The organism is Streptomyces sp. NPDC092370 (assembly GCF_044755265.1).
GTDB lineage: Bacteria > Actinomycetota > Actinomycetes > Streptomycetales > Streptomycetaceae > Streptomyces.
This window is the reverse complement of sequence record NZ_JBIVQO010000015.1, coordinates 120515-133576: the sequence shown is the minus strand read 5'-3', so window position 1 is coordinate 133576 and position 13062 is coordinate 120515. Positions and strand designations below refer to the sequence as shown.

Below are 13062 nucleotides of genomic sequence, written 5' to 3'. Positions count from 1 at the left end.
CCGCCGCTACAGTCGGCCCCATGAGCTCTTCGCCCGCCGATCTGGTCCGTGAATTCCATCGCGCCTTCGGCCTGGACGCCCGCAGTACGCCGACGGAGGTCTCGCCGGAACTCGCGGCGCACCGCGGTGAGCTGCTCGCCGAGGAGGCCGCGGAGGTCGCCGAGGTGTCGGTGCACGGCCCGCTCGACCGGCTCGCCCACGAGCTGGCCGACGTGGTCTACGTCGCGTACGGCACCGCCCTCGTGCACGGCATCGATCTGGATGCGGTGCTCGCCGAGATCCACCGCTCCAACATGACGAAGATCGGCCCCGACGGATCGGTATCCCGCCGGGAGGACGGCAAGGTCCTCAAGGGCGAGCACTACGAGGCTCCGGACGTGCCGGGGGTACTGCGCAAGCAGGGGTGGGTGCCGGGCGGGGGTTCCTGACCGGCGGGTACGCCCCGGGCCGGTCACGTGGATTCGGGCCGCCCGGCCCACTCCCTCCTCAGTCGGCGACCGGTGCCTCGGCCTCTGCCGCCCGGGGCGCGGGCTGCGGGTGGCGGGGCTCGCGGCGCCGCGCCCACCGGCTCGCCACCGGCTCGGTGTAGCGCGCCGTGAGCGGGCCCAGGACCACCAGGATCAGAACGTAGGCCGTGGCCAGGGGGCCGAGGGACGGTTCGATGCCCGCCGACACCGCCAGGCCGGCGATGACGATCGAGAACTCGCCGCGCGCCACCAGCGCGCCACCCGCTCGCCAGCGCCCCTTGACGGAGATCCCGGCCCGCCGGGCCGCCCAGTACCCGGTGGCGATCTTCGTCAGCGCGGTGAGGAGGGCCAGTGCGAGGGCCGGCAGCAGGACGGGCGGGATGCTCGACGGGTCGGTGTGCAGGCCGAAGAAGACGAAGAAGACCGCCGCGAACAGGTCACGCAAGGGGCTCAGCAGGGTGTGCGCACCCTCGGCGACCTCCCCCGAGAGGGCGATGCCCACCAGGAAGGCCCCCACCGCGGCCGACACCTGGAGCTGCTGCGCGATCCCCGCGACCAGGATCGTCAGACCCAGCACGACCAGCAGCAGCTTCTCCGGGTCGTCACTGGAGACGAACCGCGAGATGACCCTGCCGTAGCGCAGGGCCAGGAAGAGCACGAGCCCGGCCGCGCCCAGCGCGATCGCCAGCGTCACACTCCCGGCCATCAGCCCGACGCCCGCCACCAGCGCCGTGACGATGGGCAGGTACACGGCCATCGCCAAGTCCTCCAGCACCAGCACGCTGAGGATCACCGGCGTCTCCCGGTTGCCGACCCGGCCCAGGTCACCCAGCACCTTCGCGATCACGCCGGACGACGAGATCCAGGTGACACCGGCCAGCACGACGGCGGCCACCGGGCCCCAGCCGAGCAGCAGCGCCACCGCCGCCCCGGGCAGCGCGTTGAGGGCGCAGTCGACCAGACCGGACGGGTAGTGGGTCTTGAGGTTGGAGACCAGGTCGCTCGCCGTGTACTCCAGGCCCAGCATCAGCAGCAACAGGATGACGCCGATCTCCGCGCCCGTGGCGATGAACTCCTCGCTCGCGCCCAGCGGCAGCAGACCACCCTCGCCGAACGCCAGACCGGCCAGGAGATACAGGGGTATGGGGGAGAGGCGGAACCGGCCGGCGAACCGGCCGAGCAGGCCTAGACCGAGAATGATGGAACCGAACTCGATGAGCAGAACCGCGGAGTGCAAGGGCTCACTCCCGCCCGAGTATGGACGCGGCCGCGTCGACGCCCTCACGGGTTCCGACGACGATCAGCGTGTCACCGCCGGCCAGCCGGAAGTCAGGCGCGGGCGACGGGATGGCCTCGGCCCGGCGCAGCACCGCCACCACCGACGCGCCCGTCTCCGTCCGCATCCGCATGTCGCCCAGCACCCGCCCGTTCCAGTGCGAGGTCGCGGTCACCTCGATCCGCTCGGCGACCAGCCCCAGGTCCGTGGTGTAGAGCAGGCTCGGGCTGTGGTGGGACGGCTTCAGCGCGTCGATCAGCGAACCCGCCTCCGAGCTGGTGAGCCGCAGGGAGTGCGCGCACGAGTCGGGGTCGTCGGGCCGGTAGACGTTCACCGTGCGCGTGCCGTCGCGGTGCGCCACCACCGACAGATGGCGGTGTTCCCGGGTCTCCAGGTCGTACTGGACCCCGATACCCGGTAGCGGCGTCGCCCTCAGGCGCGGAGCTGACACGTTACTTCCCCTTGTTCATCTCGTTTGTCATACTTTGTCGATCTGATGAGCGGTGCCGATCATCGGACGGGTCAAGTCCGCATGCTCCCATCCGGCCGTACGGTGACGACATGGGTGTCGTGACGGATATACGCAGCGGCCGGTCGCCGGAGGGGGAGGTGCACCGCGCGAAGGCGGGAAGCAGCGGATCCGGAACCGTGTCGTTGTTCTGGCGGATCTTCTCCCTCAATGCGGTCGGCCTGGTCGTGGCCACGGCGTTGCTGCTCGGCCCGGTCACCGTGTCCACCCCCGTCCTCGTGGGCGAGGCCCTCGTCCTGCTCGGCGGCCTGGCGCTGCTGCTCGCCGGCAACGCGCTCGTGCTGCGCTTCGGCCTGGTGCCCCTGCAGCGCCTCGACCGGGCCATGGCCACCGCGGACCTGCTGCGGCCGGGCTCCCGGCCCGTCGTCGCGGGACCGGCGGAGACGGCCGGGCTGATCACGACGTACAACACGATGCTCGACCGGCTGGAGACCGAACGGGCCGCGGGCGCCGCTCGGGCGCTGTCCGCGCAGGAGAGCGAACGGCACCGGATCGCCCGGGAGCTCCACGACGAGGTCGGACACTGTGCCTGGCCCACCTCCTCGCGCAGGCCATCGGGCGCCCGGTCGGCGACGCGCTTGAGCTGGAGGAGGACGGCGGTCAGGGTGGAGATCCTCAAACTGGTCGCCGAGGGCCACACCTCGAAGGAGATCGGCGAACTGCTCTTCATCAGCGCCAAGACCGTCGAACGCCACCGCGCCGACCTCCTCCAGAAACTCGGCATGCGCGACCGCCTGGAGCTGACCCGGTACGCGATCAGGGCAGGACTCATCGAACCCTGAGGCGGATGCGGGGTTGTCCACAGGCGGCCGAGTCACTTTCGCCGACCGCCTACCCTTGTCCCCATGAGCAGCATCGACCGGAGCCAGTCAGTGGGCGGCACGCGCACATACGAGGTACGCACCTACGGGTGCCAGATGAACGTCCACGACTCCGAGCGATTGTCCGGGCTGCTGGAGGACGCGGGCTACGTCCGTGCCCCGGAGGGCGCCGACGAGGCGGACGTCGTCGTCTTCAACACCTGCGCGGTGCGTGAGAACGCCGACAACAAGCTGTACGGCAACCTCGGCCACCTCGCCCCCAAGAAGGCGAGCCGCCCCGGCATGCAGATCGCGGTAGGCGGCTGCCTCGCGCAGAAGGACCGCGACACCATCGTGAAGAGGGCGCCCTGGGTGGACGTCGTCTTCGGCACGCACAACATCGGCAAGCTGCCCGTCCTGCTGGAACGCGCACGCGTGCAGGACGAGGCGCAGGTCGAGATCGCCGAGTCGCTGGAGGCGTTCCCCTCGACGCTGCCGACCCGCCGCGAGAGCGCCTACGCGGCCTGGGTCTCCATCTCCGTCGGGTGCAACAACACCTGCACCTTCTGTATCGTCCCGGCCCTGCGCGGCAAGGAGAAGGACCGCCGTCCCGGCGACATCCTGGCCGAGATCGAGGCCCTGGTCGCCGAGGGCGTCTCGGAGATCACGCTGCTCGGGCAGAACGTGAACGCGTACGGCTCCGACATCGGCGACCGCGAGGCCTTCAGTAAATTGCTGCGCGCCTGCGGGAAGATCGACGGCCTCGAGCGCGTCCGCTTCACCTCCCCGCACCCGCGGGACTTCACCGACGACGTCATCGCCGCCATGGCCGAGACGCCGAACGTGATGCCGCAGCTGCACATGCCGCTCCAGTCCGGCTCGGACCCGGTCCTGAAGGCGATGCGCCGCTCCTATCGCCAGGAGCGCTTCCTGGGGATCATCGAGAAGGTCCGCGCCGCCATCCCGCACGCCGCGATCAGCACGGACATCATCGTGGGCTTCCCCGGCGAGACCGAGGAGGACTTCGAGCAGACGCTGCACGTGGTGCGCGAGGCCCGTTTCGCCCAGGCCTTCACCTTCCAGTACTCCAAGCGCCCCGGCACCCCGGCCGCCGAGATGGACGGCCAGATCCCCAAGAAGGTCGTCCAGGAGCGTTACGAGCGGCTCGTCGCCCTTCAGGAGGACATCTCCTGGGAGGAGAACAAGAAGCAGGTCGGCCGCACGCTGGAGCTGATGGTCGCCGAGGGCGAGGGTCGCAAGGACGACACCACCCACCGCCTGTCCGGCCGCGCCCCCGACAACCGCCTGGTCCACTTCACCAAGCCGGACCAGGAGGTCCGCCCCGGCGACGTGGTCACGGTCGAGATCACCTACGCCGCCCCGCACCACCTCCTTGCCGAAGGCGCCGTGCTGGACGTACGTCGCACCCGTGCGGGCGACGCCTGGGAGAAGCGCAACGCGGCCGAGAAGGCCAAGCCTGTCGGAGTGATGCTGGGCCTGCCCAAGATCGGCGCCCCCGAGCCGCCGCAAGCCGTGACGAGCGGGTGCGGCTGCGACTGAGCCGGGTCGCCACTGCCCTGTGCGGTGCCAGGGGCTCCTGAGAGTTACCCTGCCGATCATGCTTGTCGCCGCCGCTGTCTGCCCCTGCCCGCCCCTCCTGATCCCCGAGGTCGCCGCAGGCGCCGCCCCGGAGCTGGATGCGGCGCGCGCAGCCTGCACGGACGCGCTGGGCGTGCTCGCCGCCGCCCGGCCGGGCCGGCTGGTGGTCGTCGGCCCGGTGGCGGACCGTTCCGGGCCCGAGCCGTACCCGGAGGGCACCCGGGGATCCTTCCGGGGCTTCGGTGTGGACCTGGACGTACGGCTGGGAGCGGCCGAGGGCGCGGAGCCGGGGCCGCGGCTGCCGTACGCACTGGCGGTGGCCGCCTGGCTGCTGGAGCGGACCGGGTGGTCAGACGCCCCGGTCGAGGGGCTGGGGGTGGGGGAGTCGTACCCGCCCGAGTCGTGCGTGCGGACCGGCAGGGACATCGCCGCCCGGGACGATCGAGTGGCCCTGCTGGTGATGGGGGACGCCAGCGCGTGCCGGACGCTCAAGGCTCCGGGCTATCTGGACGAACGGGCGGCGCCCTTCGACGCGGAGGTCGCGCGGGCGCTCGGCACGGCGGACATCGCCGCACTCACCTCACTGGACATCGGGCCGGCGCACGAACTGAAGGCGTCCGGCCGGGCCCCCTGGCAGGTGCTGGCGGGCGCGGCCGAGGGCACCGGCCTCGGTGGGTCGCTGCTGTACGAGGACGCGCCGTACGGCGTGGGGTACGTCGTCGCCGCCTGGTCGTAGACGGGACGGCAGGGTGCGCGGGCGCCGCGGCACCTGAAGAACGGCGCCGGAACGGCGGACGGCCGGGAGCCCACTGAGCTCCGCGGCCGTCCGCCGATGTGCCTCCGTATGCCGATGCGCGCCCGGACCTTCTGCGCCGATGTGCTCAGGACGTGGGCGGTGGTGCCTCCGGCGATGGTGCCTCCGGCGGTGGGGCGCCGCCCGTGGCCGGCGGTGGAGTCGTGCCGCTCGCGCCGGACGGCGTCCTCGTGCCGCCCGCGTTCGGTGCGCCGTCGTCCTTGTGGGTGAGCCGGTCCACGGCGCTCTTGGCCCGGCCCGTGCCCGACTGGATCCTGTCGCTGTACTTGCCCTTGGTCCTCTTGTCGACGGCCCGCGCGGCCTTGTCGAGACCGTGCTGGATCGTGCCCTCGTGCCGCTGTGCCAGGTCCGAGACCTTGTCCTTGGCCGGGCCCAGCTTGGCTCTCACGTTGTCCAGGAGGCTCATGGCTCACCTTCCCTCGCGCGGGGCGGTCACGTGCGGGCGCCCTCGCCCGCCTCGTTGTCGGCCGCCTTCTCGGTGGACTGCTGCCTGGGGATGTCGACGCCCTCGGTCTCGGTGACCGCCGCGGTGGCCTCAGCAGCCGGTGCGGCCGCTTCCCCCGTTCCGTCGCCGCTCTTCGCCTCCGCGGTCTCGGCCGCCTCCGTCTCGGGCTCGGCCGTCGCCGTGTCCGTCCGCGCCTCGGCCGCAGGCGTCTCCGCCGTGGCCTTCGACCGCCGGAAAAGTCGTGCAAAAACGCCCATATCCACTCCATACGTTACTCGTGCGGGCGAAAACCCGCGTTGCCCGGTGCGTCCATTTGCGCGGCCCGGGCCACCGCCTCTGCGATCCGGCGGCAGGAACCTCGCAACGGGCAACGACCCCGCGGCCGTGCCGTCACGTAACTCGTTCGAGACCAGGGCGGGAGGTTTGCGAGACTGGGTCGGTGAGCAGTGCACCCCCCGCCCCCCGCGTCATCGCCGTCGTCGGTCCGACCGCGGCCGGAAAGTCCGATCTGGGCGTCTTCCTGGCCCAGCGCCTCGGCGGCGAAGTCGTCAACGCCGACTCCATGCAGCTCTACCGAGGGATGGACATCGGCACCGCCAAGCTGACGCCCGGGGAGCGCCGCGGCGTCCCCCACCACCTGCTGGACATCTGGGACGTGACCGTCACGGCGTCCGTGGCCGAGTACCAGCGCCTGGCCAGGGAACGGATCGAGGCCCTGCTCGCCGAGGGCCGCTGGCCGATCCTGGTCGGCGGCTCAGGCCTGTACGTGCGCGGTGCCGTCGACAACCTGGAGTTCCCGGGCACCGACCCCGAGGTCCGCGCCCGTCTGGAGGAGGAACTCGCGCTGCGCGGCTCCGGCGCGCTGCACGCCCGCCTGGCCGCCGCCGACCCCGAGGCCGCTCGGGCGATCCTGCCCAGCAACGGCCGCCGGGTCGTGCGCGCCCTGGAGGTGATCGAGATCACCGGCAGGCCCTTCACGGCCAACCTCCCCGGCCACGACTCGGTGTACGACACCCTTCAGATCGGCGTCGACGTGGCGCGTCCCGAGCTCGACGAGCGCATCGCGCGCCGGGTCGACCGGATGTGGGACGCCGGCCTGGTGGACGAGGTGCGCGCACTCCAGGCGCAGGGGTTGCGTGAGGGGCGTACGGCCTCACGCGCGCTCGGCTACCAGCAGGTGCTCGCGGCGCTCGCCGGGGAGTGCACCCTGGAGGAAGCACGGGCCGAGACCGTCCGTGCCACCAAGCGCTTCGCGCGCCGCCAGGATTCATGGTTCAGGCGCGACCCGCGGGTGCACTGGTTGAGTGGGGCAGCCGCCGATCTGACGGAACTTCCGCAGCTCGCGCTGTCCTTGGTCGAACGACCGGTCACAGCCTGATCACGTCATGGCATCGGGACGCCCAGGCCGTCATCCGGTGCTCCGGCGGCGTGCCATCATCGAGCTTCGATCGACCGAGTTGAGTCCTAGTTGGGAGGGCGCGTGGCGATGGAGGCCGGCCCTCGCGACACCGCACGAAGCACCGATCACATCACCGCCGGTCGGGATGGGGCGGAGCGCGGGGACGCACCCGAGCAGGAGGCGGACCACCTCAGCTCCGACGGGCCCGACGAGACACAGGGCGTGACGGACGACGGTCCCGAGCCCGGCGAGATGTTCGCCGACGAGGTCGAGGTCGAGCTGCGCCCGCAGCGCCGGCTCCGCATCTGGCAGCTGGCACCCATCGTGAGCCTCGCGGCACTCGGCTCCCTGATGTTCGCGTTCCCGCTCGCCTTCGACTTCGGCGACAGCGGGGCCGTCATCGCCATGCTGGGTCTGCTGATCTGCTCCTGCGCGGCCGGCTGGGGCATGATGGCCGCCCGCCGTGTCGGCTACACGTGGCCGGGCCTGCCCGCCAAGGGCTCCGGCCGCAGGCCCGACTGGCGGGTCGCCCTCGCGTACGCCCTCGTCGTGGCCGTGGTGGTGGTCCTCGCCGTGTGGCGCGTGGCGCGGCTGCGCTGAGCGCCCTACGACGCGCCCCGCGGGGTTCGGCGCCACCGGCGTCTCCGGAGATCCGGGGGCACCGCCGCAGGCGCGCCGAGGCGTTGTCGTGGGCACCCCTTACGATCGAGGCATGAGCACGCGGATCGCCTTCCTCAAGGGTCACGGCACGGAGAACGACTTCGTGATCGTCCCGGACCCGGAGAACGCCATCGACCTGTCCCCGGCCGCCGTCGCCGCCCTGTGCGACCGGCGCGCGGGCATCGGCGGTGACGGGCTGCTGCATGTCGTGCGGTCCGCGGCGCACCCGGAGGCCGAGGGCATGGCGGCCGAGGCGGAGTGGTTCATGGACTACCGCAACGGCGACGGCTCGATCGCCGAGATGTGCGGAAACGGCGTGCGGGTGTTCGCGCGCTACCTCCAACGCGCCGGTCACGTGACCGAGGGAGACCTCGCGGTCGCCACCCGCGGGGGCGTGAAGACCGTGCACATCGCCAAGGACGGTGACGTGACCGTGGGCATGGGCAAGGCGGCGCTGCCCGACGGTGACGTCACGGTGAGTGTCGGCGAGCGCAGCTGGCCCGCGCGGAACGTCAACATGGGCAACCCGCACGCGGTCGCCTTCGTGGACGACCTGGCGCACGCCGGCGACCTGCACTCCCCGCCGCCCTTCAGCCCGGCCGCCGCCTACCCGGACGGTGTGAACGTCGAGTTCGTGGTCGACCGCGCTCCCGGACACGTCGCGCTGCGCGTGCACGAGCGCGGCTCCGGTGAGACCCGTTCGTGCGGCACGGGCGCGTGCGCGGTCGCCGTGGCCGCCGCCCGGCGCGACGGCGCCGACCCGACGGTCACCGGCACCCCCGTCACGTACACCGTGGACGTCCCCGGCGGCACCCTGGTGATCACCGAGCGGCCCGACGGCGAGATCGAGATGACCGGCCCGGCCGTGATCGTGGCGGAGGGCGAGATCGACGCGGACTGGCTGGACGCCGCCCGGTCCGCGTGAGCCGGGGCGGGCCGTCGTGAAACATCCGCGCACCCTCGGCCAGCGGACTCGAAACAACCATCGTCATTCGGCCACTTGGCGGGAATCGCACCGGGTTGGCCGCGGCGTGCGGAGGTACAAACCTCGCATTCGTCCCTCGAATGGGTGATCAGTTTCACGCTCGGCGAGAGGCGGTCAGTCCGGCGTGGTGGGCTCGGTAGCATCAAGCACCGGCCCGGACGGGGGACCGAAGCCGCCCCCTGAGCCGTGTCCGCTCTGGGGCGCCCCGTCCGCCGGTTGACGCAGCCGGAGGTGCCCATGAGTGCGGAGGCCACGAATTCCGTGACCCCAGGCCCGATGCCGGGCGCGGTGTCAGGAGCGGTGACGCCGACAGCCCCCCGCAGGAAGGCCCGCCCCCGGATCGACTTGCGTCGCCTCGGCCGCGCGGCCCTGCTCGGCCCCGCCGCCCGCGGCCGGCTGCCCGACGCCATCAGCCACGTCGTCGAGGCCCACCGCGCTCACCACCCCGACGCGGATCTCGAGCCCTTGCGCCAGGCCTACGTCCTGGCCGAGTCCTCGCACCGCGGCCAGATGCGCAAGAGCGGCGAGCCGTACATCACGCACCCGCTCGCCGTGACCTTGATCCTCGCAGAACTCGGCGCCGAGACCACGACGTTGACGGCGTCCCTGTTGCACGACACCGTCGAGGACACGGACGTCACACTCGACCAGGTGCGCGACCAGTTCGGCGAGGAGGTCCGCTACCTCGTCGACGGCGTCACCAAACTGGAGAAGGTCGACTACGGCGCCGCCGCCGAGCCCGAGACCTTCCGCAAGATGCTCGTCGCCACCGGCAACGACGTCCGCGTCATGTCGATCAAACTCGCCGACCGGCTGCACAACATGCGCACCCTCGGCGTCATGCGCCCCGAGAAACAGGAGCGCATCGCCAAGGTGACACGTGACGTGCTCATCCCGCTCGCCGAACGGCTCGGCGTCCAAGCGCTCAAGACCGAACTAGAGGACCTGGTCTTCGCGATCCTGCATCCCGAGGAGTACGCGCACACCAGGGAGTTGATCGTCCGCAACGCGGCCCGCACGGACGATCCGCTCGCCGAGGTCGCCGACGAGGTGCGCGGGGTGCTGCGCGAGGCGGACATCCAGGCCGAGGTCCTCATTCGGCCCCGCCACTTCGTCTCGCTGCACCGCGTCTCCCGTAAACGCGGCCGGCTCCGCGGCTCCGACTTCGGCCGGGTCCTGGTGCTGGTGAACGAGGACGCCGACTGTTACGGCGTGCTGGGTGAACTGCACACCTGTATGACCCCGGTCGTTTCGGAGTTCAAGGACTTCATCGCCGTACCGAAGTTCAACCTCTACCAGTCGCTGCACACGGCCGTGGCGCGCGAGGACGGGCAGGTCGTCGAGGTCCTCATCCGTACGCACCAGATGCACAAAGTCGCCGAGGCCGGCGTCGTCGCCCTCGGTAACCCGTACGCACCCGCCCTCGACGACCCGGCCGACGGCGAGCGCGTCGATCCCACCCGCCCGGGCTGGCTCTCCCGGCTCCTCGACTGGCAGGAGGCGGCCCCGGACCCCGACCACTTCTGGTCGACCCTGCGCGAGGACCTCGCCCAGGACCGTGAGATCACCGTCTTCCGGCCGGACGGCGGCACCATCGGCCTGCCCGACGGGGCGACCTGTGTGGACGCGGCATACGCCCAGTACGGCGAGGACGCGCACGCGTGCATCGGCGCCCGCGTGAACGGCCGCCTGGCGACGCTGAGCACCGTCCTGAAGGACGGCGACACCGTCCAGCTGCTCATGGGCCAGGACCCGGCGTCGGAGCCCTCCCGGGAGTGGCTGGAGCACGCCCACACGCCCGCGGCCCGGATCGCCATCCAGCGGTGGCTGGCCGCCCATCCGGCGCAGGCCGAGTCCCAGCAGAGCGAGGCGCGGATCGACGAGGACCGGACAGCGCTCCGGCCCGCCGACGTGCCCGAGCAGCCCGCCGGCCGTCCCGCCGTCGGCCACGTTCTCGCCGACCTGGCCGGCGCGAGCGTCCGCCTCGCCCGATGCTGCACACCCGTACCGCCCGACGAGATCACCGGCTTCACCGTGCGCGGGGGCGCGGTCACCGTGCACCGCGTGGAGTGCGCCGTGGTGGCGCGCATGAAGAAAGGGGGGCGTGCCGAGGTCGCCGTGCGCTGGGGTGAGGCCGCCGAGTGCAGGGTCACGCTGCTCGCCGAATCGTTCGTCCGTCCCCACCTGCTGGCCGATCTCACCGAAGCCATGGCCTCCGAGGGCGCCGAGATCGTCTCGGCGACCGTCGAGCCCCCCGCCCAGCAGCAGGTGCGGCACACGTACACCGTGCAGCTCCCGGACGCGGGCCATCTGCCCGCCTTGATGCGTGCGATGCGCAACGTGGCCGGGGTGTACGACGTCAGCCGGGCGCAGTCCCAGCCCCAGCCGCAGAGCGGCTGACCGGGACGAGCCGCAACTGCGGAGCGGCCGGCCCGGCCCGGGCCGCCGCCGCGAACGGCACCCGGCGCAGGCTGCGGTCCCCGGTTCGGGTGGGACGGAAGCGCGCCGTCCCCGCAGCTCGCCCGCGCGCTGATAGCCGTGAGACATGCTCCTGACCCCCCACAGCCAGGCCACCACCCCCCTCCGCCGCCGGACCGCCGCCGCCCTGCTGACCTCGGCGATCTCCGTCTGTCTCGTCGCCGCCGCCGTCCCCGCCGTCCCGCTCGGCGTCGGCGACCGCCTCTTCCCTCACCTCGGGAATCCCGGTTACGACGTGGCGGCGTACGACCTCTCCTTCATCTATCCGGGCAACAACAGCGAGCCGCTGCGGGCCGTCACCACCATCGACGCCTGGACCACCGCCGACCTGGACCGCGTCAACCTGGACTTCGCCCACGGCACGGTCGAATCGGTCGAGTTCGACGGCGAGCCCGCGCAGTTCCGCACCGCCGGCGAGGATCTGGTGATCACGCCCGAGGACTCGGTGTCGGACGGCAACTGGATGCGGATCACCGTGCGGCACACCAGCGATCCCGTGCCCGCCAAGGGGCGCGAGGGCGGCTGGGTGCGCACCGCGGACGGCCTCGCCATGGCCAACCAGGCCGACGCCGCGCACCTGGTCTTCCCGTGCAACGACCACCCCTCCGACAAGGCGATGTTCACCATCCGGGTCACCGCACCCGACGGTCACAGGGCCGTCGCCAACGGTCTGTCCGCCGGAGTGGAGAAGTCCGGCGGGACGACGACGTGGACGTACCGCAACCAGCACCCCATGGCCACCGAGCTCACCCAGGTCTCCATCGGCCGCTCCACGGTGCTGCACCGCACCGGCCCGCACGCGCTGCCCGTACGGGACGTCGTCCCGACCGGGCACCGCAAGGCCCTCGAACCCTGGCTGGAGAAGACCCCCGGCCAGATCGCCTGGATGGAGCGCAAGGTCGGCCGCTACCCCTTCGAGACGTACGGCCTGCTCCTGGCCGACGTCGCCACCGGTTTCGCGCTGGAGACCCAGACGCTCTCCCTCTTCGAGCGGGAGCTCTTCACCGAGCCGGTCTACCCCCCGTGGTACGTCGAGTCGATCATGGTCCATGAACTGGCCCACCAGTGGTTCGGCAACAGCGTCAGCCCTCGCACCTGGTCCGATCTGTGGCTCAACGAGGGGCACGCCACCTGGTACGAGGCGCTGTACGCCGAGGAGCAGGCCGACAAGCCGATGCGGGACCGGATGAAGGCCGCGTACAGGGCCTCCGACCGCTGGCGTGCCGCCGACGGGCCGCCCGCCGCCCCGAAGGCACCCGACCCCGCCCGCAAGACCAGCATCTTCCGGCCCGTCGTCTACGACGGCGCAGCCCTCGTCCTGTACGCACTGCGCCAGGAGATCGGCCGCCCGGCGTTCGAACGCCTCGAACGCGCCTGGGTCACCCGGCACCAGGACGCCACGGCCACGACACAGGACTTCGTCCGGCTCGCCGCCGAGATCTCCGGGCGTGACCTGGACGGCTTCTTCCGGGACTGGCTGTACGGCGAGAAGACCCCGCCGATGCCGGGGCACCCGGACTGGAAGCCGGAGACGCCGGCGAAACCGCAGGCTCCGGCGGACAGGGCCAAGGCGGCGAGGACGCCCGCCCGATAACACGATGACGAGACGC

General features: G+C 71.9%; 13 protein-coding genes. 9 read left to right on the top strand and 4 right to left on the bottom strand.

All coding sequences use genetic code 11. The features are described from left to right. The first annotated feature begins 20 nt into the window (after positions 1-20). Positions 21-428 (top strand): MazG nucleotide pyrophosphohydrolase domain-containing protein, encoded by a 408-nt coding sequence (locus tag ACIQHQ_RS33530; RefSeq protein WP_402619384.1) that lies wholly within the window; start codon positions 21-23, stop codon positions 426-428. A 58-nt stretch (positions 429-486) separates the two neighbouring features. On the opposite strand, the gene ACIQHQ_RS33525 is transcribed toward ACIQHQ_RS33530, so the two are convergent. Then, entirely contained in the window at positions 487-1704 is a 1218-nt protein-coding gene (locus ACIQHQ_RS33525) for a cation:proton antiporter (protein ID WP_402619381.1), read from the bottom strand. Positions 1705-1708: 4 nt separating this feature from the next. Continuing rightward, positions 1709-2194, bottom strand: coding sequence for a cation:proton antiporter regulatory subunit (locus ACIQHQ_RS33520; RefSeq protein ID WP_402619378.1), 486 nt, complete (start codon positions 2192-2194; stop codon positions 1709-1711). A 197-nt stretch (positions 2195-2391) separates the two neighbouring features. On the opposite strand from ACIQHQ_RS33520, the gene ACIQHQ_RS33515 reads away from it, so the two are divergent. From ACIQHQ_RS33515 to ACIQHQ_RS33505, 3 genes are all read left to right on the top strand, one after another. After that, positions 2392-3054, top strand: a complete 663-nt coding sequence (locus tag ACIQHQ_RS33515; protein WP_402619489.1) for a LuxR C-terminal-related transcriptional regulator — start codon at positions 2392-2394, stop codon at positions 3052-3054. Positions 3055-3117: 63 nt separating this feature from the next. Beyond that, complete coding sequence (miaB, locus tag ACIQHQ_RS33510; RefSeq protein ID WP_402619375.1) at positions 3118-4632, top strand: tRNA (N6-isopentenyl adenosine(37)-C2)-methylthiotransferase MiaB; 1515 nt, start codon at positions 3118-3120, stop codon at positions 4630-4632. Between the two features lie 58 nt (positions 4633-4690). Further along, entirely contained in the window at positions 4691-5407 is a 717-nt protein-coding gene (locus tag ACIQHQ_RS33505; RefSeq protein ID WP_402619372.1) for a class III extradiol dioxygenase subunit B-like domain-containing protein, read from the top strand. Positions 5408-5552: 145 nt separating this feature from the next. On the opposite strand, the gene ACIQHQ_RS33500 is transcribed toward ACIQHQ_RS33505, so the two are convergent. Continuing rightward, complete coding sequence (locus tag ACIQHQ_RS33500; protein WP_402619369.1) at positions 5553-5891, bottom strand: antitoxin; 339 nt, start codon at positions 5889-5891, stop codon at positions 5553-5555. Between the two features lie 26 nt (positions 5892-5917). Further along, on the bottom strand, positions 5918-6187 hold the full coding sequence (locus tag ACIQHQ_RS33495) for a hypothetical protein (RefSeq protein ID WP_402619366.1): 270 nt from the start codon (positions 6185-6187) through the stop codon (positions 5918-5920). A gap of 182 nt (positions 6188-6369) precedes the next feature. Here ACIQHQ_RS33495 and miaA point away from each other — a divergent pair, with 182 nt between their 5' ends. From miaA to ACIQHQ_RS33470, 5 genes are all read left to right on the top strand, one after another. Continuing rightward, a complete protein-coding gene (gene miaA, locus ACIQHQ_RS33490) occupies positions 6370-7308 on the top strand; it encodes a tRNA (adenosine(37)-N6)-dimethylallyltransferase MiaA (RefSeq protein ID WP_402619363.1) in 939 nt (312 codons plus the stop codon). Between the two features lie 108 nt (positions 7309-7416). After that, positions 7417-7929 carry a hypothetical protein gene (locus ACIQHQ_RS33485; protein ID WP_402619487.1) on the top strand — a complete coding sequence of 171 codons (513 nt, stop codon included), beginning with the start codon at positions 7417-7419 and terminating at the stop codon, positions 7927-7929. Between the two features lie 112 nt (positions 7930-8041). Beyond that, positions 8042-8914 carry a diaminopimelate epimerase gene (gene dapF / locus ACIQHQ_RS33480; protein WP_402619360.1) on the top strand — a complete coding sequence of 291 codons (873 nt, stop codon included), beginning with the start codon at positions 8042-8044 and terminating at the stop codon, positions 8912-8914. Between the two features lie 297 nt (positions 8915-9211). Then, complete coding sequence (locus ACIQHQ_RS33475) at positions 9212-11374, top strand: RelA/SpoT family protein (protein WP_402619357.1); 2163 nt, start codon at positions 9212-9214, stop codon at positions 11372-11374. A 145-nt stretch (positions 11375-11519) separates the two neighbouring features. Further along, positions 11520-13046, top strand: coding sequence for a M1 family metallopeptidase (locus tag ACIQHQ_RS33470; protein WP_402619354.1), 1527 nt, complete (start codon positions 11520-11522; stop codon positions 13044-13046). Positions 13047-13062: the final 16 nt, after the last annotated feature.